We start from the raw sequence: 17894 nt of genomic DNA, 5'->3' as shown, positions 1-17894 counted from the left end.
AGAGGCGTGTCAGACACCAAGCAGTCCCCGATGACGTCCGAGTGTGGCGGCCCCGGCATGGAGGCGCGCACAGCGCCTCCTACGCGATGATCACTCGAAGGCGCCGCTCACGTGATCCTGCGCGATATCCAGCAGCTCCTTCTCATCCTCGCGACTGACACCGAGCCACGGGCGAGCGGCGATGGTGTTCGTGTACGCAGGCATTGTGACCGAGCGCTTGTAGCGCGCGTTCCTACGACTGGCTTTGACGAACCGGCTGCCGCCCTTACCCGTCTTCAGGTGGATGTTGGCCGGACGCGCGGCGCGTTGAATGGTGCCGCCGAATTGGTGGATGGCGCCATAGGGTGCATTGGTACCGACCAGGACGGCATCGTTCCCGTCCGTTTGCCATGAAGCCATGTCACCGAGCATGTGGAAATCGAACTTCAGAATCGGCACGCCGGGGCGCTTCTTCTGTTTCCAGCGTTTGTAGCTGGGCTCAAGCGCGCGCCATCGACGTCCAGTCGGGTCCCGCTCCTTTGCGGCCCGCTCGCGTGTGGATCTCAGCAGGTACTCGCCCCAGTCCTTCAAGATCAGTTGGCGCGCCTCGCCCTCCAGCTGCCGCAGCGCATCGGCCAGACCAGGTGTTGCCGAATCAAGGGTGACTTCAAGATGCGCCATCAGAGCGTCCCCTGCAGCAGCTGCAGCGTGCCATCGGCAACGCCGCGTTGGAGCTCGGCCGGCATCAGCATCTGCAGCTGGGACTGCACCGTGCTGACGCCCGTTTCCGAGATGGCCACATCGACCACCATAAAGGCAGGACGCCCCACCGCCAGCACATAGCGCAAGCGGCCTGCGGCAGCGTTCAGCAGGATGGCCACCGCATCGAGAAGGCGGATCGGCAGCTCGGCTGCGGCGATGGCCACCGCGCCAGGCCGAGTGATGGGGAGCTGCTCGGCCAACACGGCAAAGGCCGCCGTCGCTGGGCGAACGGCGGCACGCTGCAGCTGCGAAACCAGTCCGGGCGACAGTGCTCCGGCCAGGTAGCGGGCAGCGTGGGCAGCATCGGCATCAATGCTGGTCAGCCAGCTGGCATAGCCGGCCTGCAGCGCATCCCTGGCGCGCGGCCGCGCCAAGGCCTGAGCAGCGCTGGCAGCCGCTGGCGCCGCGGGCAACCGTGCTCCCGTCTCCAGTGCGTTCTGCAGAGCGGAGGTGAGTTGCCCGGTCAACGATGGCGGGGTGACCGGACCACCACGCCCGCCGGGCCAGTGATCGGCCGTTGCGCCGGGTGCGTAGCCGAACCCAGGATCGACGCCTGCCGGCGTCAATACGGTGCGCGGCCCACCAGGACTGCGCTGCCCGACGGTCACCGACTGCATCACGATCTCGGGAGCCTTGTCCGGACCATTCTTGCCCAACCGGCGCAGGTCGCGCTCGTTGAGCGCATCGACATAGCACTGGCAGCCCCAGCCGTTGGCTGGATAGTGGTAACGCCACCACGGATCGTCGTGGCGCAGCACCAGGCCATTCCACGACACGTGCAACGGCCGAGGGTGCTCGACAGCATCGTTGTGGTTATAGCGCCAGAACGGCCGCACCTTGATCAGCTGCTGCAGCTGGGCCCAGCGGCCTGCGTTGTAGCTCTGGCGCAGATTGGTCTCGTAGATCACCCGCGAGCGCCAGTTCCGACCGCCGTTGTAGTCCCAACCATGCGTGGCCACGATCCGGTCGAAGTCCTCCCGGAACTGCTGAAGAGTCCGCCCCTCAGCAATGACCCGATCAATGGATTGCCGGAAGTCCGCCAGCAGAGCGTCACGGTTGGCACCGGCCACCATGAAGCTGGAGTCGTGCTCCGACTCCCAAACGTCCAGGTAGCTCTCGGTGAGCACGTTCTTCTTGCGACGGAAGAACTCGATCTGCTCCCGGAACGGAAGTTGAGCGTAGGCAACACCGGCCATTGATCAGTCTCCCGCGCCCTGGATGTCGGTACGGCCAGCCAGCGTCGCGGCCGTCATCGCATCGGCCATCACCGAGGCGTAGTCGTCCAGGGTCATGTTCGGGTGCAGCTCAAACAGCCGGTCGCGCAATTGCTCCAGCGAGTCGACCTCATCGACCAGCTGGCGGATCTGCTCGACCCATCCAGCACCAATGGGCGACAGCCGGCGATCGAGCTGCTGGCCCAGCTCGACAGCGGGATCGGGCGTCTTCGGGGTGCCGTCGGCAAAGGCGGCGGGATAGTGCCTGCGCAGCAAGCTGACCACCGCACCGCCGGCGTCGGCGAACTGGGCGCCATCGATCGCCGTCGGTACCGCAGGCGGATCCTGCGGCGCCTGGACAGGCTCGTAGTTGTCGCCGTAGGTCTGATCCATGTAGACCTGCTTGGGCTTGTAGCCCAGGTCAAGGATCTTCTTGTCACGGCTGGCGGTAGCGTCCAGATCCTCCGGCTCTTCCGTGACGCGATAGACCCGAGGAATGGCCGCGCCAGGGAAGTTCCATTCGGTGAGCCAGCGCGCTGGCCCCTTGTTGAAGGACTCGCACACCAGGTCGGCATCGGAGGTGATGATGTCGCGGCGCACCTCGCGCTGCAGCTGGTCGTTGCCCAACTTGCCTGGCGTGCCTTGGGTACTGGCGGTCTGGCCCAGCACCACCTTCTGGATGGTGGCATCCATGTAGTCCTGCAGGGCCTTGTAGTCGGCCGTGCCACTACGTCCGGCCTCCAGCAACGCCAGCTCCATTCCCTTGGGCATGATGATGCCGCTGTCGGTCTGGATCGCGCGGGTGGCCTGCAGCAGCTTGGCCTTCTCCGGATCGGTTGCGTTGGTGTCGTACTTGCCCACCGCGGTGGGCATGCCGAACTTCTCAAGGAAGATCAGCCAGAACTTGAGCCCGTTGCGCTTGAACAGCACCGGCCAGTACAGCCAGTGCGCCAAGCCGAGGCCGTACGGCTCATCGTCGTGGTCGGCACCGGAGCAGAAGTTCCAGAAATAGGGCGCGTGCGCCGGCACGCCCTCGGTCATCTGGGTCTGGGTGAGCAGGCGCAGATCACCTTCCTTGCCGTAACGGAAGCGCCGACGGTTACGGACCTTGATGTCCTTCAGGCCGATGCGAGTACCGTCGACCTTGTACAGGATCTCCGCCACGCCATAGCCGTAGAACACGCCGAAGAGCATCTTGCGGGTGACGTTGTCCCAGCCGATGCCATGCAGCTGCTCCTGCAGATACTCTGCCGCCTGGCGGTCGATGCGCTTCTCGCCGCCGGGCTCCACCTGCCATTCGCAGGCCACCACCGAATCCTGGCGAGAGCCGAAGGTGGTCTTCACCTCCGGGTCGGACAGCACCTGTTCGTAGATCTGAAGGTCGTAGCCGCCGCGGTTGCGCAGGACACTGTCAAAGGGCAGCAGCAGTGGCCCGGTGTAACCACGGGTGATGTCGATGCCATCGGCAGTGGTGGCAATCTCGCGGCCGATCTCTGGGCGGGCGGTGGTCATGCATATCCTCCAAAATCATTTCCGCCGCTGACCGTGCCGAAGGCATCATCGGTCACGACGGTGGCCACGCCGTCGGCTCGGCCGTCGCCGATGTAGGCGCGCGCGCCGGCCGCCTGGAACTCGATGGGCACCGAGGTGACGTGGTTGAGTGCGGCAAACTGCATCAGCACGCCGGCGATCGCGCCGTCGCCGTGGCGCACCAGCTCCGGATCCTGCAGGTCCTTTCGCTCCAGACGCGGCACCATCGGGATGCCGTCGACGTACTCCACTGCGCGGTGGTCGTCTTCCAGGGACGCGTCCCTGGGCAGGCTGAGGAAGCCGTCTTCGAACAGCGCGATGTACTTGGGCATCCATTCGCCGTACCAGGGGCGCGACAGGGTGACCTCGTGGATTGGGCCACCGATGTAGCGGCCCGTCTCGGTATCGAGCTCAGCCCGGCCGTAGCGGTCGCCGGTGTACTCCATCAAGGTCTGGCCGGGACCAGTGGCATCGCCGGCAAATGACCAGCGACCAGGGAATCCTTCCTTCAGCGCGTCCAGCAGCGCCCACAGGATCTGCTCCTGCTGGCGGGTGGGCGCGTTGGCCATCTCGATCAGGAACGGCACGTCGCGGCGCAGATCCTGCCCGACCTTGGCAGGCTTGATGACCGAGAAGTGACGGTGGCGCGCGAAGTCCATGCCGATCGCCCAGCGCCCGGTGAACCCGGCCACCGCAGCACGGAGCACCGGCAGCAACGTGGTAGCAATCCAGACCGAGCACCAGATCTCGCGCTCCTTCTCAGAGCGCTTGGGGAAGTCGTCATCGAAGACCAGGCGCAGCACGGGCCGGACCTCGGGCATGGCCCGATCTATCCAGACCGAAGGGATGGCTGAGCCATCGCCATCGCGCGGGATGACGTCCAGCTCCTCGCGCATGGCGGCCTTGCGCGGGCCGTAGGCCGAGCGGATGGCGGTGTACCACTCCTTCTTGCCCTCGGCGGTGGCCGCCTTGCCACGCATGGCGCAGACCCGCTCGTACAGGCCATTGGACACCGCATCATCGAAGCTGATGCGGATGACCCCGGCCTTCTTGCCGTAGCGACCTGCCTGGACGTCCTGTACCAGCTGATTGAACGGGTTCTTCTTGCCACGGTGGGTGGACCACACGCGGATGCGGCCACCCCAGATCAGCAGCGCGGTGGCCGACTCGAGCACCTTGGCCACGTCCTTGTGCAGCGCCGCTTCGTCCAGGTCGACCACGCCCTGCAGGCCGTGGATGTTCTCCGGGCGCGAGGACAGTGCCGTGATACGGAAGCCACTGGCGAAGCGAACCCGGAACGCCTGGATCTGCCGACTGGTGCCATCAGGCTGCTGGTCCTGGAAGATGTGCTGCTCAATCCTTGACGCTTGGCCCTGGGCAATGATCGGCGCGAACTTGGCCACGTAGCCGATGAACTCCAGACCCTTTTCCTTGGTGTCGGCCATGTACCACACGTTGTCGCCGCCGGCGTCCTTGGCAGAGGCTGCGGTGATGGTGTCGCTCAACGCCTGGGCGAAGGTGATGCCGGTACGACGCCCCTTCTCGCAGACCGCGATATCCAGCCCTTCCTGCATCCGGATCCATTCGGACTGGTGGGCCATCAGCACACCGGCCTTGCTCGGGTCAAAGTTGGCCGAGATCGAGCGCACGCTCTCGGGCAGCTCCTCCCAGTCCAGGACGCGCTCGGTATCCGGCAGGGGGCCCAGTGCACTCACTTAGCCGACTCCATGCAGCACTTTGTTGCGCCAGAACTCCACGCCCTCGGCGTCCAGGCCCTTGGCCCGTGCAGCCTCCTCGACCCGGCTGGCCGCGTCGACCAGCGCCTTCTGGCGGATCTCGCCGGCCCATTTCTCGCGCACGATGGAAGAGCGGGTCAGTTCAGCAATGGCCTTGGCCGCCTTGCTGTACAGCGCAATGCGATCGGCTGGGGAAATGCTCTCATCGTCCTGGTCGGCCGCTTCCTGGAACTGCAGCAGCGCTTCGAACAGGTCGGTCTGCAGCAGGCCCAGCAGTGCACTGCCGCGCTCGGCGGCATTATCCGGCGCCTGCTCGGCCACCAGCTTCATGGCCTCGGTGCTGGCACTGATCGAGGCCAGGCGGCGCTTGAGCCGCTTGGCCCGCTCGTTGACGGTGGTCTTGCTGATCTCATAGCCCTGCTCGCCCAGCCATTCGGACAGCGAGATGCTGCCGCCGAAGGCATTGGCGACCAGGCGCCGATCCAGCTCGTCGCGCACCTCGGCCGGCAATAGGTCGATCTTGCTCACGGGAGGCATGGGATCACCAGTACTTCGGTGGGCGCGCGATGCCCGGCCCGCAGTCGATGCTGTACTCGACAATATCCACACCGTGGCGCGTCAGCTCAGCCGACCACGGCCCCGAAGGGGATTTGGTGATGTCGATCAGGCGGCGGGTGTCCAGGTAATCCAGCTCCCTGCGCACTTCCAAAGCGGTGGCATCCGGATACATGTCCTGGGCGGCGCCGGCCAGGACGGCTTCGCCGATCGGATAGGGGCGAGAGCGATCCAGCACCAGCAGCATCAGCCAGCGCAGCTGCTCCCGGCGCAACTTGCCCAGATCCGGGCCCTGATTTCCGTGACTCACGGCGTGTTCCCCTTGCTTTGCATGTTCGTGATCTTCGAGGCCACTGCATCGAGCTTTGCCTCGATGACGCTCTGCCCGCGGGCATAGTCCTCGCGGCGGACGTATTCCTTCGCAACTTCCAGGCGGAAGTCGGTGAGGTGGCTCTCAACCTCGCGCCAACGCTTGCTGTCGTTAATCAGGATGGCCAACTGCTGATCAGTGCGTTGCTGCAGCTGGTTGACCAGCCAGCGACCGCCGGCGATCAGGCCGCCGAGCAGGGTGATGCCGATGCCGGCGAACCACACCAGGTAGAGCGGCTGCACTTCAACGATCATGGGTTGGCCTCGACGGAAGGGTGCTGTCCGGTGAGGACACCGATGACGCGCTGGCAGGCCCGGACGTGGTTGTCGGCGTCGCGTCCGACTCGAACAAGATCGCCCGCGACCTCTGCTCGTAGTTGGGCGCTCGCATTACGTTCGACGGCGCCAGAGACGGCTTGGGACAGGCGAGCGGTGTGGCAGGTGGCGAGGTCGTTGCGCAGCCTGAGATCGCCAGTACGCACGTCAGCCACAACGGCAGCAGGGACGGACGCGGACGCCTCCCGATCATTTTCATGTTCGTCTCCGATCTGGGCCATCGCCTTGGCCTGGGTGTGCTCGATGCCACGAGCGCTGCGCTCGTCTTCAAGCTGCGATTCAAGCGTGGTCAGACGCTGCTGCGCCGTGGCGTCACGAGCCTGCGCATCCAGGGCATTGCCGCGGTAGAGAAGTGCTGCGGCAATGGCCACCAGCAGGAGCACCAGCAGCAGGGCGACCGTTGCGATCAGGGCGCGAATCATCAGTACCGGCCCTCGCACATCGCGCGCTCGGCCGTGCGGCGGCGTTCAAGCCCCTTGTATGGCCGGCCACCGGCGTTGGCCCAGTTGCTCAGCTGGGCGCATGCAAGATCCCATCGGCCTTGGTTGGCGTAGATGCGGATGCGTGGCTGCTGGCCGTTGCGCAGGGTGCACAGGCCGTCCTTGACGCCAGCACCACCAGGGCCAACGTTGAACGCGAACGACGTCAGTGCGGCTGCCTGGTAGTCCGCCATCGGCACCTTGATGCAGCTCTGAACGGTGTTCCAGGCGACACCAAGGTCCGACTGGAGCAGGCGCTCGCACTCTGCGCGGGTGTAGGTGCGCTGTTCGACCTTTGCCGTATGGCCGTAGCAGACCGTCAGCTTGCCGACTACATCACGGTAGGGCTGGGCCGAGTAGCCCTCAAAGGGCTGTACCAACCCGAGCAGCAACGCCAGCATGCTCGCCAGCATTCCGCCCGCGATGGGCAGTGCCTTGTTACTGGGTTGCTCTGCTGCCATGCGCCATCTCCAAGGAAAAATGGCCGACGGGCAGACGAGGATGCCCGTCGGCCAGGTGCGCCAGTGCGCACCAAACCGATGGGCAGAGTGTCAATTTCTATTGGGAGGTAGTCTTGGGACCGCGGTCCGCATGAGCCACTGCGGCCTGCGTGGAAGAGTGAGCGCTTGCGGCAGCCGACAGGTAATTGGGAGCTTTGAAAGATCAATGCTCGGGACATCGACGCTCGACACAATGGAAGTCAAGCCGGCGGGAGGCTTAGCCCCTTGTCCTCACATACCATTTGGACTGCCTCCGGAGAGTCGAGGCCCATTACATGAGCAGTCAACTTTCCATTTAGATCGAACAGCAACCCAGTCATTGGGGTGTAGCCGCCATAGGCGCCGAAGCCGTTCTTGGAATTCACCAGACCACAGAATGAGCCTTCTCCATTGACCCGGACATTACTGAACCGAGCACTAGAGGCATCCTTAAGCTGAGTTTCAAGTCCCGCCTTAATAGCGGCAAGCTCCTTCGGAGTAGCCTCTCGCACGCCCCCACTCGCATGCGCATACGCATACGCCGAGATCGCTAAACAGAAACCGAGTACCACCTTCTTTTTCAATCGAATCATTCCACTCTCCTTAGTTAGGCGTCCGCTTACGGACACTTCGAGATGCTTCAGCTTGGACGTCTTTTCGCAACAGGCCCCCGAGCATCGTCAGAGCTATCGCGCGACTGTCGTCGGAAAGTGCCCAGAACGTGTCAATGACCTCGTTGAACATCGCGATCTGTTCCTGGGCCAAACCAGGCCTGGCTACGCTGCGCTGGCCGACTAGAACGTAGAGAGGGTCCAGCCCGATCTCCGCCAAATCAGCGAGCTGGGCTGAAGTGGGGGACGTAGCACCCTTCTCCCAATCGATCACGGTCCGCTTCGAAGCGCCAACGATTTCGCCAAGGGCGGTCTGGCTTAGCCCAAGACGTGATCGCTCGTCGCGAAGGCGCGACCCGATGGTGCAGATTAATTCACTCATAAGTGTTGACAGGTGCAGATATCTGCACCATTCTTGTCCTGCCCGGTTTAAACAACACCGCAAGGATACGACATGGTTCAGCACCTACCTCCCGGACGCGATCTGATGAACAAGGTCCGCGCCGGCATGACCCTCCAGAACACTACCGTCAGCGCCTGGTGCCGCCAGCACGGCGTGAACCCCAGCGCAGCCCGTCAGGCTATCTACGGCACTTGGGCGGGCCCGAAGGGCCAGGCGCTGCGCGCCCAACTGCTCAAGGCAGCCGGCGTGAGGGACGTGGCATGAACACTTCCGGCCGCCCCCTGGATGAGGTGCCCACCCGCGAACTGGAGCTGTTGCTCGCCTCGGCCCGCGACCAGTACGCCACGGCCGTGAACAACTGGCAGTGCGCCGTCGAATCGGACGAGCCGCTGGCCAGCACCCTGCCGCTGGCTGGCGCCGTGGACGCGGCCGATCGCCGGGCCGTTCGCATCCTGAAAGAGCTGGCCCGCCGCCAGCAGGGAGCTGCAGCATGAGCGAGCAAAGCATCTTCGCCCGCCTGCTGTTCGCCTTGGCCGGGCACAGCCACTCCGGCCTGCGCCTGAAGCCCATTGCCGACGGCATTGGCGAATCGCCCAGTACCACGTTGCGCAACCTGCAGCGCATGGCCGAGGACGGCCTGGTCGAGCGCTCCCCCTTCGACCAGGACAACTGGCGCCTGTCCCCCCGAATTGTCCAGATCGCCTTGGCCCATCAGGCCGAGGTAGCCCGCGAAGAGCGCCAGCTGGACGACTTCAAGAACCGCTACAGCCGTAGCCCCAACTGATGACGAGGATCGAAATGGCAGAGAAGCAACCCAACAAGCGCGGCGCCAAGCCGCTCGCCCAGGCCGAGCCGGTGGGCACGGAACTGGACACGAGCAAGCTGGTCGAGCGCAGCCAGGAACTGCAGGTGATGGCGCAGGCCGAGGCGCAGGTGAAGAGCCTGGCCACCACGCTGGGCTACGCAGGTGCCTTGGACACCGACTCGCTCTGGAGCATGGTCGAGTACCGCCAACGCCGCTCCGTCGAGGACATCCTCGAAATGGGCCGGGGCCTGCTGCTCATCAAAGAGCAAGTCGGGCACGGAGAGTTCATTGATCAATGCACTCAGCGAGGCCTACATCGACGCATGGCGTCACGCTTCATGGGTGTCGCCCTTAAATTTTCCAAATGGGACTCTAAGTCCCTTTTGGCTGCCGCAGGCACCCAAACCAAAGTGATCGAGCTCGCCGTCCTGGACGATGAAGAGATTCAGGCACTGGACTCCGGTGACTCAGTTGCCGGCATCACCTTGGACGACGTAGAGCGCATGAGCGCCAGCCAGCTCCGCACCGCATTGCGTGAAGCAAAGGCTGACGGCGAGGCAAAGGACCAGCGCATCACCAAGTTGAGCGACGATCTCAACAAGGCGGAGGAGAAGACAGCAAAAGCACAGCGGAAGTGGAAGAAGGCCACGCCCGACGAGCAATCGCAGGAATTGCTGACCCAGCTGGAGCAGGCGGCCGCCCAGGTGCGCATCGCCATTGCCAGCGGCAGTGAAGAAGCTGGCTTCAGTGGTGCGGTGATTGCGCTGATGCAGCACGCCGAACAGCACGACCTCAATGTCGAAGAGCAGGTTGCCGGCCTGATCGCCAGCCTGATCAACGACCTGCGCCTTGTCCGCGACCACCAGGAGGTCGGCGTGACGGTGATCCATGACCGCCGCCTGGCCGACTGGAAGCGGGAGGGCTGATATGGCCCTCAGCGCCAGCTTGATCGAGCAGGCCGCTGCTGACCTGCTCTGCGCCGGCCACGGCCAGAAGCGCGCCATTGCCGAGCGATACGCCGCCGAATGGGGCTGCAGCGTGCAGACACTGTATCGACAGGTCTCGAAGCTGACCTGTTCGCTGAAGCCTCGCAAGCGCCGCAGCGATCGCGGCAATTCGGGATGGACCCTTGAGGAACTGGAGCTGATTTCGGCAGTGCTGCTCGAATCACGCCGCGGCACCGGCAAGCGCCTGGCCAGCATCGGCGAGGCCATCGACATGCTTCGCGCCAACGACATGGTGCGCGGCGAGGTGATCGATGGTGAAACGGGTGAGATCCGTCAGCTGAGCGAGAGCTCGGCGGCCAAGGCTCTGCGCGTCAATCGCCTACACCCGGATCAGCTGTCAGCGCCGGCCCCGAAGGTGCAGCTGGCCAGCGAACACCCCAACCAGGTGTGGCAGGCCGATCCCAGCCTGTGCGTGCTGTATTACCTCAAGCGGCAGGATGGCCTGCACGCGATGCCTGCCAGCGAGTTCTACAAGAACAAGCCGAAGAACCTGGCGCGCGTAGAGAACGAGCGCGTCTGGCGCTACGTGTTCACCGACCACACCAGCGGTGCCTTCTACGTGGAGTACGTGCTGGGCGCGGAGAGCGGCGAGAACCTGTGCCGTACGTTCATCAATGCCATGCAGTATCGCGGCGCGGCTGACCCGCTGTGCGGTGCGCCGATGATGGTGATGGTGGATCCGGGCAGCGCCAATACCGGCGCGATGTTCAAGAACCTGTGTGCCGCGCTGGGCATCCGTATCTGGATCAACCAGCCCGGCCAGCCGTGGGCCAAGGGCCAGGTCGAGAAGACCAACGACCTGATCGAGCGCAAGTTCGAGCATCGCCTGCGCTTTGACAACGTACAGAGCCTGGAGCAGCTCAATGACTCGGCATGGCGCTGGATGCGCAACTTCAATGCCACCGCTCAGCACACCCGGCACAAGTCCTCGCGCTATCAGGCGTGGATGACGATCAAACCGGATCAGCTGCGGTTGGTACCGGCTGTCGAGGATTGCATGAAGCTTGCTACCCGAGCACCGGAACTGCGCAAGGTCAGCCCGCTGCTGCGGATCAGCTTCCTGGGCAAGAGCTTTGATGTATCCGGCGTCCCGGGTGTGATCGTGGGCCAGAAGCTGACTGTGGCCCGCAATGCCTTCGGCAGTGAATTCGGAGCGCAGGCCCTGTTCACCGACGACGCTGGGCGCGATACCTGGTACACGATGGAGCCGCTGGAGGCCGACGCCTACGGCTTTACCGGCGCAGTGGCGGTCGGTACCTACCGTGCGCAGTCCGATACGCCGGCCGATACCAACCGCAAGCGGGTCGAACGTCTGGCGATGGATGCGCAGACCGACGAGCAGGCCAAGGCGCAGCGTAAGGGCAAGGCAATGCCGTTCGGGGGAAGGATCGATCCGTACAAATCGGTGCAGCAGGCACCGGAGATCCAGCACCTGCCGCGCCGCGGACACCGAGTCGATGTTGCCGTCCCCGATGTGGTGGAAGCGCCTCGCTTCAACGTCGATTCCATTACGCCGATCCGCGCCGAACTGCCGCCACTGAACCACGTGGAAGCGGCAATGCGCCTGAAGCCACTGGTGGAGGCAGCCGGTTCGGCCTGGTTGCCCGACCACTACGCACGCACCGCCCAGCGCTGGCCTGAAGGCCTGCCGGTGGATCAGGTCGAGTCCTGGGCACAAACCTTGGCGACGCCGGAGCGCGGCGGCCTGCGCCTGGTGGAAGGAGGTGCGGCATGACGCTGCGCCTGAAGCGCCTGCTCACCGATGCCGGCATCAAGCAGGGCGTGCTGGCCACAGCCGCCGGCCTGAGCCGACCGGCCCTCAATGCCCTGATCAATCACGGCCAGCTGCCCACCAGCTGCGATCCAGCAGCGGTGCGCGCTGCCATCAGTTCCTGCCTGACCCAGCACGGCGTGACCGACGCCCACTGGCATGAAAAGGAGGGGCCGACGTGCTCCAACACGCCGGCCCCGGTTTCCCCAACGCAAGACACCGATAACGACAACGACATTCACGACGAGGAAGATCCCATGCTACTGCGTTTTCAGGCATTGACCCCACAGGCCAAGCGCCACTTCGGCCTGACCACCAATCCCTTCGCCGATCCAGCCAGCGCCGAAGACGTGTTCCTCTCTCCGGATATCCGCTATGTCCGCGAGAGCATGTACCAGGTTGCCCGCCACGGCGGCTTCGCTGCGGTGATCGGCGAGAGCGGTGCCGGCAAGAGCACGCTGTGCGAAGACCTGGTCGATCGCATCCAGCGCGAGGAACAGGCCGTCATTGTGATCAAGCCCTACGTGCTGGCCAGCGAAGGCAGCGATGCGGTGGGCAAGACCCTGCGCAGCCACCACATCGCTGAGGCGATCATGGCCGCCGTCGCGCCGCTGGCCAAGCCGAAGAGCAGCCCCGAAGCCCGCTTCCGCCAACTGCACGAATCGCTGCGTGACAGCGCCCGCGCCGGTCACAGCCACGTTCTGGTGATTGAAGAGGCCCACAGCCTGCCGCTGCCAACCCTGAAGCACCTCAAGCGCTTCCGCGAGCTGAAGGACGGCCTGCGCCCACTGCTGTCGGTGATCCTGATCGGCCAGCCCGAGCTGGGCGTGAAGCTCTCCGAACACAACCCGGAGGTGCGCGAAGTAGTACAGCGCATTGAAATCATCACGCTGCCGCCGCTGGACAATGAGCTGGGCGCCTACCTGGCCCACCGCTTCAAGCGCGCCCAGGTGCCGCTGGACAAGGTGGTGGAACAGAGCGCCATCGACGCGCTGCGCGCCAAGCTGGTTCCCTCGCGCGGTGCGGGCTCGCTGCTCTACCCGCTGGCCGTCCAGAACGCGCTCACCGCCGCGATGAACCGCGCCGCTGACCTGGGCGTGCCGACCGTCACCGCCGACGTCGTGCGGGGGGTGTGAGATGGCCATTCGAACTGAAGGCTGGCCGGCCGTAGAAGGCATGGTGGTTGAGCCGATGACGGCGCAGTGGCCGCTTGCAACGCGCGTTGTGGCGGTTCCCTTCGAGATGCAAGACCGTCCTGCACCGGTAAACGTGGACATCCTGCAGGTAGTGATCGTGCCGCGCGCTAACTGGGAGCGCATCACTGCCCATGTGCCGGCCGAGGTGCTGCAGCGTGAAGGGGTGGCTCATGGCTGACCGCGCCCCCACCGACGGGCTGCCGTACCTGCGCAGCTTCGCGCATCAGCTGCTGCGCGAGGCAGAACTCCCCGATCGCCAGGTAACGGTGATGCACCGGGATCTGTTCCGCCGAGCGCACATCGACTGGCAGGATGGCCAGAACATGGCCTCGCTGCTGGACAGCCTCAACCTGCAGCAGCTGCGTGCACTGGTCGACCAGCTGCGCGACGGCGATGAAGACGAGGAGGAATGATGGCCGTTCCGACCCTCCAGCGTTGCCTTGGCCAGGTGCACAACCGCAAGCGCCACAGCGCCCAGCACCCACAGCGAAAGAAGTCCATCGGGGTGCTGGTGCAGGACTGCCACATGTTCCCCACAGCGTCGCGAGTGGGGGCTATCCAGGTACAGGACCCTGACTCCAGGCGTGAGTACCTGATCGAGGTGTGGATCCACACCGGCGTGCTGGTGATCTCGCAGAGCACCAACAAGCGCTGGCTGCTGGAACTGGACGAGATTCTGGACCTGGCGATTGCCGCCGGCATTGATCGGGGGGCCATCTGACATGCAGCTGGCCCTGCTGCCGCAAGAGCTGTCCCCACAGACGGTGCTTTTGCAGTTGCAGGGCCGTCGCGGCGCCGTCAACGGCATCACCGCCCGCGACCTGGTGCAGCAGATCACCTCACGTACCAGCACCGCCGACGAGCGCCGCCTGCGCCAGATCATCGAGCAGCTGCGGCGCGAGGGACACCCGATCTGCGCCCACCCGGCTCACGGTTACCACCTTGCCGCCAGTGCGGCCGAACTGGACCGCGCCTGCACCTTCCTGGTCGGGCGCGCCATGACCTCCCTGGAGCAGGTCAGCGCGATGAAGCGCGTTGCGCTCCCGGATCTGTACGGACAACTCGGGCTGGACAAGCCCGCTACCGACGAGGAATCCAACCATGAACCATGAACGTAACTCCGATGTGCTGTATGCCGCCGCGAACACTGCCCGCGAGCTGGAGAACAGCGGCATCGAGATCTTGGGCCTGCACAGCAACGGCCGTCGCGCGGTGCTGATTCTGGACCGCCCTCCCACGATGGTGGGTGGCCACCTCAAGCGCCGCCAGCCCAACGGCAGCGGCGGCCAGGACCGCGTGATGGCCGCCGAGTACCAGGGCGTGCAGCTGGAGTGGACCCAGCGTCCTCCGGTGCTGCGGGAGGTGGCTCATGGCTGAGCGCGGCCAGTTCCTGGTGGTCCCTGCTGAGTGGGTGGGTGGCGACACCTTCACCGACTCGGCCAAGGCGATCGAAGACGCCCAGGCCCGCAGCAAGGTCGACGGCAAGCATCGCGCGGTGGTTTGCGTGGTCGCTCGCACCACGCCCAGCCCTGCACCGGTCATCGTGCTGACGCGTACGGAAGCCGGCATCACTCAACCGCAGGTCGTTCAGCCATGAGCGCCATCCCCAGCGTCGCAATGCAGCACGCCATCGCCCTGTCACTGGGCACCAGCGTGGTCCGTTCTGCGGATCTGATCGACCGGGTGATGGAGCACGGCTTCCGATCCCGCTGGCATGTGTCCAACGCAGTCTACGCGGCCTTGGGATGCGGGATGATCCTGCGCGTTGGCGAGGGGCTGACCCGCGACTATCGCCTCAACCCCGACTGGAAGATCGACCAAGCGGCGTTGGCGGCCGCGCAGGCGCAGCGTGTGCGTGGTACCCGGCCGGGTATGACAGGGGCGCAGAAGGCCCGATCTGCTGCTGGCGGTTACGAAGGTCCCGCCTTCGACAAAGGCCCGCTGATGCCCTCCATCGGCACCGTGTGTCAGTCCCAGGAGGATCTGGAAGGCGAGCTGCCGCCTTACCTCGGTGGTCGCTTGGTCGATTCGCTGCATAGCCACTTCGATCGCATCTTCGGTGGGGTGGAGTGATGGCACGCACCGGCCGCCAGCGCTACGACCACCTGCGCGCGATGCGCTTTGCGCTGTGGGCGCGTACGCAGAACCCGCGCCAGCTCACACCACAGCGCATTTCCGGCCTGCTCGGCATCTCGCTGGATGCCGCCCGCCGCTGGCGCGCCGACTGGTTCACCGCCACCAGCCCTATCCATGTCGAAGGAGTCCCCGATGTCCTTCGGCCCACTCAACCGTTTGTCACCCCCGCCGCCCAAGGAGGCGCCCAATGACCCCATCCATTCCCGAAGGCTACCGCGAGGACCGTAACGGTCGGCTGGTGCCCGAGGCACAGATCAAGCCGATCGATCTGGCGCGTGACCAGCTGGTGCAGGAGAAGATCCAGCGCGCCCTGGAACTGCGCGAAGCACTGCGCACGTTCAAGGCGGATACGTTCGCCGATATCGGCGCGTTCGTGCAGCTCAGCGGCGAGCAGTACGGCGCCAAGATCGGCGGCGACAAGGGCAACGTCAGCCTGTATTCCTACGATGGCCGCTTCAAGATCCTGCGCGCCTGCCAGGACACCATCCAGTTCGATGAGCGCCTGCAGGCCGCCAAGGCCCTCATCGATGAGTGCCTGAACGACTGGACCGAAGGCTCACGCGCCGAGCTGCGCACCCTGGTCAACAGCGCCTTCAAGGTGGGCCAGGACGGCAGCATCAAGACGGCAGAGGTGCTGTCACTGCGCCGGCTGCAGTTCGATGACGCCCGCTGGCAGCGGGCAATGACCGCGATCAGTGATGCGGTGACGGTGGTGGGCAGCAAGACCTACGTGCGCTTCTACGAGCGCGATGCACGGGGTCAGTACCAGCCGATTTCCCTCGACGTGGCCGGAGTCTGACATGCCGAAGATCCGAGACACCTGCACCTTCCGCTTCGACGGTGTTCGCGGTGCACTCAATGCCAGCACCTTGGCCCTGGCGGTGGAGATCGCCGACCGAGCGGCGCGGGCCGACGTCGAGATCCACGCTCTGGCCGTCGAGCTGGACGGGTTGCGCTTTTTCGACGCCACCTGCGGCAACGTCCAAGGCGAAGACGCGACCGCTGCTCGCTATGCCGTCCGTCAGGCAGTGCGGTACATCGAGGCGCGCGGAGACGCGTTGCCCTGGCGCCTGAAGCGCCACATCTCCCAGCCGGCGCTGCTGCACTTCGAAGATCGCACCGACCCCGAGGTGGCCACCACCGGGCCGCGTCATGCCTGCGTCAACTGCGACATGCCCACCGGTGCGCCCGAGTCGCCCATGTGCGGCCCCTGCGCTCAGCAGGCGGTGGGCGCGATGGCCGCCGCGCCGGCTGCCGCCAACCAACGTTTGGATCTGATCCACGAGGTTCAGAAATCCATCTGCGAGGTGCAATTGTGATCGCGTACTGCTGGGCCAATGGCCAGATCGGCTTCGGAACAAACGTGCCGGACGGCGCAATCTTCATTGCCGAAGGGAGCAGCGCGCAGCTGCGCAAGGTGATCAGCGTCGCAGCCAGGCACGGAAAGGGAATGATGCAGGGGATGCTGCTTGTACCGGGTGTGCCAGAGGCGCAGACGCAGCGGGCAAAGGGTGACGCGCTTGGGGCTTGGCTTGCGTGGTGTTCCCAGCATCCGCGTCGGCTGCGCTGGGGCGCACTGCGCGCCAGCAACCGCAACACCGACTCAAAGGAGAACCGCCATGTTCATGCGTAACCTGGTGCTGTTCCGCTTTCCGACCAGCACCGACTTCTCCGAAGTCGAATCCGTGCTGCCGTATGGCGTTCTGAAGCCGGTCGGTCCGCTGGAAATGAACTCGCGCGGCTTCATTTCCCCCTTCGGTCGCGAGGAGCAGGAGCACCTGTCGTGCCGGCAGGGCAACTTCCTCTGGCTGACGGTGGGTGGCGAGGACAAGATTCTGCCCGGAGCGGTGGTCAACCGTGCGCTGGAGAGCCGTCTTCAGGTCATGGAGCAGGAACAGGGGCGCCGACCCGGTGGCCGCGAGCGCAAGCGCATGAAGGACGACATCCTGCACGAGCTGCTGCCCAAGGCCTTCGTCAAGAACACTCGCCACGACGCGATCCTGGACCTCACCCACGGCTATGTGGCCGTGGATACCTCCAGCCGCAAGGTGGGCGAGGCCTTCGTGTCCGATATCCGTGGCCTGCTGGGCAGCTTCCCGGCAATCCCGCTGAATGCCCAGGTCGCGCCGCGCTCGATCCTGACCGGCTGGATCGCTGGCGAGCCGCTGCCGGACGGGCTATCCCTTGGAGAGTCCGCCGAGCTGCGCGATCCGGTCGAGGGTGGCGCCAAGGTGCGCTGCAGCGACCAGGAACTGCGCAGCGACGAGATCGACAAGCACCTGGATGCCGGCAAGCAGGTCACCAAGTTGGCCCTGGTGCTGGAGGACGCGCTGTCCTTCGAGCTGGGCGATGACCTGGTGGTGCGAAAGCTGAAGTTCCTGGACGGTGCGCTCTCGCAGTTGGAGCAAGCCGACGCCGATAGCCATCGCGCCGAGTTCGATGCCCGCTTCGCCCTCCAGAGCGGTGAGATTCGCTACCTGTTCGTGCTGCTGGAACAGGCCTTCCACCTTTCAACGAACCCGTGAG

The 17894-nt window shown here is 65.0% G+C and carries 29 protein-coding genes; 18 read left to right on the top strand and 11 right to left on the bottom strand.

Features of this window, described 5'->3' with window-relative positions:
• Positions 1 to 90 precede the first annotated feature (90 nt).
• From ACMZ91_RS12450 to ACMZ91_RS12400, 11 genes are all read right to left on the bottom strand, one after another.
• On the bottom strand, positions 91 to 660 hold the full coding sequence (locus ACMZ91_RS12450; RefSeq protein ID WP_049440529.1) for a phage virion morphogenesis protein: 570 nt from the start codon (positions 658 to 660) through the stop codon (positions 91 to 93).
• Complete coding sequence (locus ACMZ91_RS12445; protein WP_049440531.1) at positions 660 to 1937, bottom strand: phage head morphogenesis protein; 1278 nt, start codon at positions 1935 to 1937, stop codon at positions 660 to 662. The genes ACMZ91_RS12450 and ACMZ91_RS12445 overlap by 1 nt, the downstream gene beginning before the upstream one ends.
• A gap of 3 nt (positions 1938 to 1940) precedes the next feature.
• Positions 1941 to 3467, bottom strand: coding sequence for a DUF935 domain-containing protein (locus ACMZ91_RS12440; protein ID WP_049440533.1), 1527 nt, complete (start codon positions 3465 to 3467; stop codon positions 1941 to 1943).
• On the bottom strand, positions 3464 to 5200 hold the full coding sequence (locus ACMZ91_RS12435; protein WP_049440535.1) for a phage protein: 1737 nt from the start codon (positions 5198 to 5200) through the stop codon (positions 3464 to 3466). Before ACMZ91_RS12435 ends, ACMZ91_RS12440 begins: the two co-directional genes overlap by 4 nt.
• Entirely contained in the window at positions 5201 to 5749 is a 549-nt protein-coding gene (locus tag ACMZ91_RS12430; RefSeq protein ID WP_197618490.1) for a DUF3486 family protein, read from the bottom strand.
• Positions 5750 to 5762: 13 nt separating this feature from the next.
• Entirely contained in the window at positions 5763 to 6086 is a 324-nt protein-coding gene (locus ACMZ91_RS12425) for a hypothetical protein (protein WP_024957611.1), read from the bottom strand.
• Positions 6083 to 6400 (bottom strand): hypothetical protein, encoded by a 318-nt coding sequence (locus ACMZ91_RS12420; protein WP_049397725.1) that lies wholly within the window; start codon positions 6398 to 6400, stop codon positions 6083 to 6085. Before ACMZ91_RS12420 ends, ACMZ91_RS12425 begins: the two co-directional genes overlap by 4 nt.
• A complete protein-coding gene (locus tag ACMZ91_RS12415) occupies positions 6397 to 6903 on the bottom strand; it encodes a lysis system spanin subunit (RefSeq protein ID WP_049440600.1) in 507 nt (168 codons plus the stop codon). Before ACMZ91_RS12415 ends, ACMZ91_RS12420 begins: the two co-directional genes overlap by 4 nt.
• Positions 6903 to 7361 (bottom strand): lysozyme, encoded by a 459-nt coding sequence (locus tag ACMZ91_RS12410; protein WP_414577585.1) that lies wholly within the window; start codon positions 7359 to 7361, stop codon positions 6903 to 6905. The genes ACMZ91_RS12415 and ACMZ91_RS12410 overlap by 1 nt, the downstream gene beginning before the upstream one ends.
• A 299-nt stretch (positions 7362 to 7660) precedes the next feature.
• Positions 7661 to 8032 carry a hypothetical protein gene (locus ACMZ91_RS12405; RefSeq protein ID WP_152906960.1) on the bottom strand — a complete coding sequence of 124 codons (372 nt, stop codon included), beginning with the start codon at positions 8030 to 8032 and terminating at the stop codon, positions 7661 to 7663.
• A gap of 10 nt (positions 8033 to 8042) precedes the next feature.
• Positions 8043 to 8432: a helix-turn-helix domain-containing protein gene (locus tag ACMZ91_RS12400; RefSeq protein WP_053092055.1), complete on the bottom strand. Its 390-nt coding sequence runs from the start codon at positions 8430 to 8432 to the stop codon at positions 8043 to 8045.
• 105 nt (positions 8433 to 8537) lie between these two features.
• On the opposite strand from ACMZ91_RS12400, the gene ACMZ91_RS12395 reads away from it, so the two are divergent.
• Genes ACMZ91_RS12395 through ACMZ91_RS12310 form a run of 18 tightly spaced genes read left to right on the top strand, consistent with a single transcriptional unit; the run spans position 8538 to position 17893 of the window.
• Entirely contained in the window at positions 8538 to 8717 is a 180-nt protein-coding gene (locus ACMZ91_RS12395; protein ID WP_152906961.1) for a hypothetical protein, read from the top strand.
• Positions 8714 to 8947: a hypothetical protein gene (locus ACMZ91_RS12390; RefSeq protein WP_049440544.1), complete on the top strand. Its 234-nt coding sequence runs from the start codon at positions 8714 to 8716 to the stop codon at positions 8945 to 8947. The genes ACMZ91_RS12395 and ACMZ91_RS12390 overlap by 4 nt, the downstream gene beginning before the upstream one ends.
• Entirely contained in the window at positions 8944 to 9237 is a 294-nt protein-coding gene (locus ACMZ91_RS12385; RefSeq protein ID WP_049440546.1) for a helix-turn-helix domain-containing protein, read from the top strand. Before ACMZ91_RS12390 ends, ACMZ91_RS12385 begins: the two co-directional genes overlap by 4 nt.
• A complete protein-coding gene (locus ACMZ91_RS12380) occupies positions 9237 to 10184 on the top strand; it encodes a hypothetical protein (RefSeq protein WP_236253130.1) in 948 nt (315 codons plus the stop codon). The genes ACMZ91_RS12385 and ACMZ91_RS12380 overlap by 1 nt, the downstream gene beginning before the upstream one ends.
• A gap of 1 nt (position 10185) precedes the next feature.
• Complete coding sequence (locus ACMZ91_RS12375; RefSeq protein WP_049440548.1) at positions 10186 to 12000, top strand: TnsB C-terminal domain-containing protein; 1815 nt, start codon at positions 10186 to 10188, stop codon at positions 11998 to 12000.
• Positions 11997 to 13172: an ExeA family protein gene (locus ACMZ91_RS12370; RefSeq protein WP_049440550.1), complete on the top strand. Its 1176-nt coding sequence runs from the start codon at positions 11997 to 11999 to the stop codon at positions 13170 to 13172. Before ACMZ91_RS12375 ends, ACMZ91_RS12370 begins: the two co-directional genes overlap by 4 nt.
• A 1-nt stretch (position 13173) precedes the next feature.
• The gene (locus tag ACMZ91_RS12365; protein ID WP_152906962.1) at positions 13174 to 13410 is read left to right on the top strand and encodes a hypothetical protein; all 237 of its coding nucleotides are present in this window, start codon (positions 13174 to 13176) and stop codon (positions 13408 to 13410) included.
• Positions 13403 to 13645 carry a hypothetical protein gene (locus ACMZ91_RS12360; RefSeq protein ID WP_049440554.1) on the top strand — a complete coding sequence of 81 codons (243 nt, stop codon included), beginning with the start codon at positions 13403 to 13405 and terminating at the stop codon, positions 13643 to 13645. Before ACMZ91_RS12365 ends, ACMZ91_RS12360 begins: the two co-directional genes overlap by 8 nt.
• The gene (locus tag ACMZ91_RS12355; RefSeq protein ID WP_049440555.1) at positions 13645 to 13953 is read left to right on the top strand and encodes a hypothetical protein; all 309 of its coding nucleotides are present in this window, start codon (positions 13645 to 13647) and stop codon (positions 13951 to 13953) included. Before ACMZ91_RS12360 ends, ACMZ91_RS12355 begins: the two co-directional genes overlap by 1 nt.
• A gap of 1 nt (position 13954) precedes the next feature.
• Positions 13955 to 14344 (top strand): hypothetical protein, encoded by a 390-nt coding sequence (locus tag ACMZ91_RS12350; RefSeq protein WP_024957596.1) that lies wholly within the window; start codon positions 13955 to 13957, stop codon positions 14342 to 14344.
• Entirely contained in the window at positions 14334 to 14609 is a 276-nt protein-coding gene (locus tag ACMZ91_RS12345; RefSeq protein ID WP_024957595.1) for a Kil protein family, read from the top strand. Before ACMZ91_RS12350 ends, ACMZ91_RS12345 begins: the two co-directional genes overlap by 11 nt.
• Complete coding sequence (locus ACMZ91_RS12340; RefSeq protein WP_049397735.1) at positions 14602 to 14829, top strand: hypothetical protein; 228 nt, start codon at positions 14602 to 14604, stop codon at positions 14827 to 14829. Before ACMZ91_RS12345 ends, ACMZ91_RS12340 begins: the two co-directional genes overlap by 8 nt.
• Positions 14826 to 15305 carry a hypothetical protein gene (locus ACMZ91_RS12335; protein ID WP_049440558.1) on the top strand — a complete coding sequence of 160 codons (480 nt, stop codon included), beginning with the start codon at positions 14826 to 14828 and terminating at the stop codon, positions 15303 to 15305. The genes ACMZ91_RS12340 and ACMZ91_RS12335 overlap by 4 nt, the downstream gene beginning before the upstream one ends.
• Positions 15302 to 15559 (top strand): hypothetical protein, encoded by a 258-nt coding sequence (locus tag ACMZ91_RS12330; protein WP_126929422.1) that lies wholly within the window; start codon positions 15302 to 15304, stop codon positions 15557 to 15559. The genes ACMZ91_RS12335 and ACMZ91_RS12330 overlap by 4 nt, the downstream gene beginning before the upstream one ends.
• On the top strand, positions 15556 to 16167 hold the full coding sequence (locus ACMZ91_RS12325) for a DUF3164 family protein (RefSeq protein WP_049403072.1): 612 nt from the start codon (positions 15556 to 15558) through the stop codon (positions 16165 to 16167). The genes ACMZ91_RS12330 and ACMZ91_RS12325 overlap by 4 nt, the downstream gene beginning before the upstream one ends.
• 1 nt (position 16168) lies before the next feature.
• Positions 16169 to 16687 (top strand): hypothetical protein, encoded by a 519-nt coding sequence (locus ACMZ91_RS12320; RefSeq protein ID WP_414577582.1) that lies wholly within the window; start codon positions 16169 to 16171, stop codon positions 16685 to 16687.
• Positions 16684 to 17001, top strand: a complete 318-nt coding sequence (locus ACMZ91_RS12315; protein WP_065428103.1) for a hypothetical protein — start codon at positions 16684 to 16686, stop codon at positions 16999 to 17001. Before ACMZ91_RS12320 ends, ACMZ91_RS12315 begins: the two co-directional genes overlap by 4 nt.
• Positions 16988 to 17893 carry a recombination-associated protein RdgC gene (locus tag ACMZ91_RS12310; protein ID WP_049440562.1) on the top strand — a complete coding sequence of 302 codons (906 nt, stop codon included), beginning with the start codon at positions 16988 to 16990 and terminating at the stop codon, positions 17891 to 17893. Before ACMZ91_RS12315 ends, ACMZ91_RS12310 begins: the two co-directional genes overlap by 14 nt.
• Position 17894 lies beyond the last annotated feature (1 nt).

The sequence above is a fragment of the Stenotrophomonas sp. FR024 genome (genome assembly GCF_047500745.2).
Classification (GTDB): domain Bacteria; phylum Pseudomonadota; class Gammaproteobacteria; order Xanthomonadales; family Xanthomonadaceae; genus Stenotrophomonas; species Stenotrophomonas maltophilia_A.
Note: the sequence above shows the minus strand (reverse complement) of the source record. Positions and strands in the feature narration are given on the sequence as shown.

What these genes read in the sequence shown, in the direction of transcription:
- ACMZ91_RS12380 (WP_236253130.1), top strand. Translation starts at nt 9,237, where the DNA reads ATGACGAGGATCGAAATGGCAGAGAAGCAACCCAACAAGCGCGGCGCC.
- ACMZ91_RS12410 (WP_414577585.1), bottom strand. Translation starts at nt 7,361, where the DNA reads ATGCTGGCGTTGCTGCTCGGGTTGGTACAGCCCTTTGAGGGCTACTCG.
- ACMZ91_RS12320 (WP_414577582.1), top strand. Translation starts at nt 16,169, where the DNA reads ATGCCGAAGATCCGAGACACCTGCACCTTCCGCTTCGACGGTGTTCGC.
- ACMZ91_RS12355 (WP_049440555.1), top strand. Translation starts at nt 13,645, where the DNA reads ATGGCCGTTCCGACCCTCCAGCGTTGCCTTGGCCAGGTGCACAACCGC.
- ACMZ91_RS12345 (WP_024957595.1), top strand. Translation starts at nt 14,334, where the DNA reads ATGAACCATGAACGTAACTCCGATGTGCTGTATGCCGCCGCGAACACT.
- ACMZ91_RS12400 (WP_053092055.1), bottom strand. Translation starts at nt 8,432, where the DNA reads ATGAGTGAATTAATCTGCACCATCGGGTCGCGCCTTCGCGACGAGCGA.
- ACMZ91_RS12445 (WP_049440531.1), bottom strand. Translation starts at nt 1,937, where the DNA reads ATGGCCGGTGTTGCCTACGCTCAACTTCCGTTCCGGGAGCAGATCGAG.
- ACMZ91_RS12370 (WP_049440550.1), top strand. Translation starts at nt 11,997, where the DNA reads ATGACGCTGCGCCTGAAGCGCCTGCTCACCGATGCCGGCATCAAGCAG.
- ACMZ91_RS12395 (WP_152906961.1), top strand. Translation starts at nt 8,538, where the DNA reads ATGAACAAGGTCCGCGCCGGCATGACCCTCCAGAACACTACCGTCAGC.
- ACMZ91_RS12340 (WP_049397735.1), top strand. Translation starts at nt 14,602, where the DNA reads ATGGCTGAGCGCGGCCAGTTCCTGGTGGTCCCTGCTGAGTGGGTGGGT.
- ACMZ91_RS12415 (WP_049440600.1), bottom strand. Translation starts at nt 6,903, where the DNA reads ATGATTCGCGCCCTGATCGCAACGGTCGCCCTGCTGCTGGTGCTCCTG.
- ACMZ91_RS12390 (WP_049440544.1), top strand. Translation starts at nt 8,714, where the DNA reads ATGAACACTTCCGGCCGCCCCCTGGATGAGGTGCCCACCCGCGAACTG.
- ACMZ91_RS12375 (WP_049440548.1), top strand. Translation starts at nt 10,186, where the DNA reads ATGGCCCTCAGCGCCAGCTTGATCGAGCAGGCCGCTGCTGACCTGCTC.
- ACMZ91_RS12385 (WP_049440546.1), top strand. Translation starts at nt 8,944, where the DNA reads ATGAGCGAGCAAAGCATCTTCGCCCGCCTGCTGTTCGCCTTGGCCGGG.
- ACMZ91_RS12360 (WP_049440554.1), top strand. Translation starts at nt 13,403, where the DNA reads ATGGCTGACCGCGCCCCCACCGACGGGCTGCCGTACCTGCGCAGCTTC.
- ACMZ91_RS12420 (WP_049397725.1), bottom strand. Translation starts at nt 6,400, where the DNA reads ATGATCGTTGAAGTGCAGCCGCTCTACCTGGTGTGGTTCGCCGGCATC.
- ACMZ91_RS12405 (WP_152906960.1), bottom strand. Translation starts at nt 8,032, where the DNA reads ATGATTCGATTGAAAAAGAAGGTGGTACTCGGTTTCTGTTTAGCGATC.
- ACMZ91_RS12310 (WP_049440562.1), top strand. Translation starts at nt 16,988, where the DNA reads ATGTTCATGCGTAACCTGGTGCTGTTCCGCTTTCCGACCAGCACCGAC.
- ACMZ91_RS12325 (WP_049403072.1), top strand. Translation starts at nt 15,556, where the DNA reads ATGACCCCATCCATTCCCGAAGGCTACCGCGAGGACCGTAACGGTCGG.
- ACMZ91_RS12350 (WP_024957596.1), top strand. Translation starts at nt 13,955, where the DNA reads ATGCAGCTGGCCCTGCTGCCGCAAGAGCTGTCCCCACAGACGGTGCTT.
- ACMZ91_RS12365 (WP_152906962.1), top strand. Translation starts at nt 13,174, where the DNA reads ATGGCCATTCGAACTGAAGGCTGGCCGGCCGTAGAAGGCATGGTGGTT.
- ACMZ91_RS12440 (WP_049440533.1), bottom strand. Translation starts at nt 3,467, where the DNA reads ATGACCACCGCCCGCCCAGAGATCGGCCGCGAGATTGCCACCACTGCC.
- ACMZ91_RS12450 (WP_049440529.1), bottom strand. Translation starts at nt 660, where the DNA reads ATGGCGCATCTTGAAGTCACCCTTGATTCGGCAACACCTGGTCTGGCC.
- ACMZ91_RS12335 (WP_049440558.1), top strand. Translation starts at nt 14,826, where the DNA reads ATGAGCGCCATCCCCAGCGTCGCAATGCAGCACGCCATCGCCCTGTCA.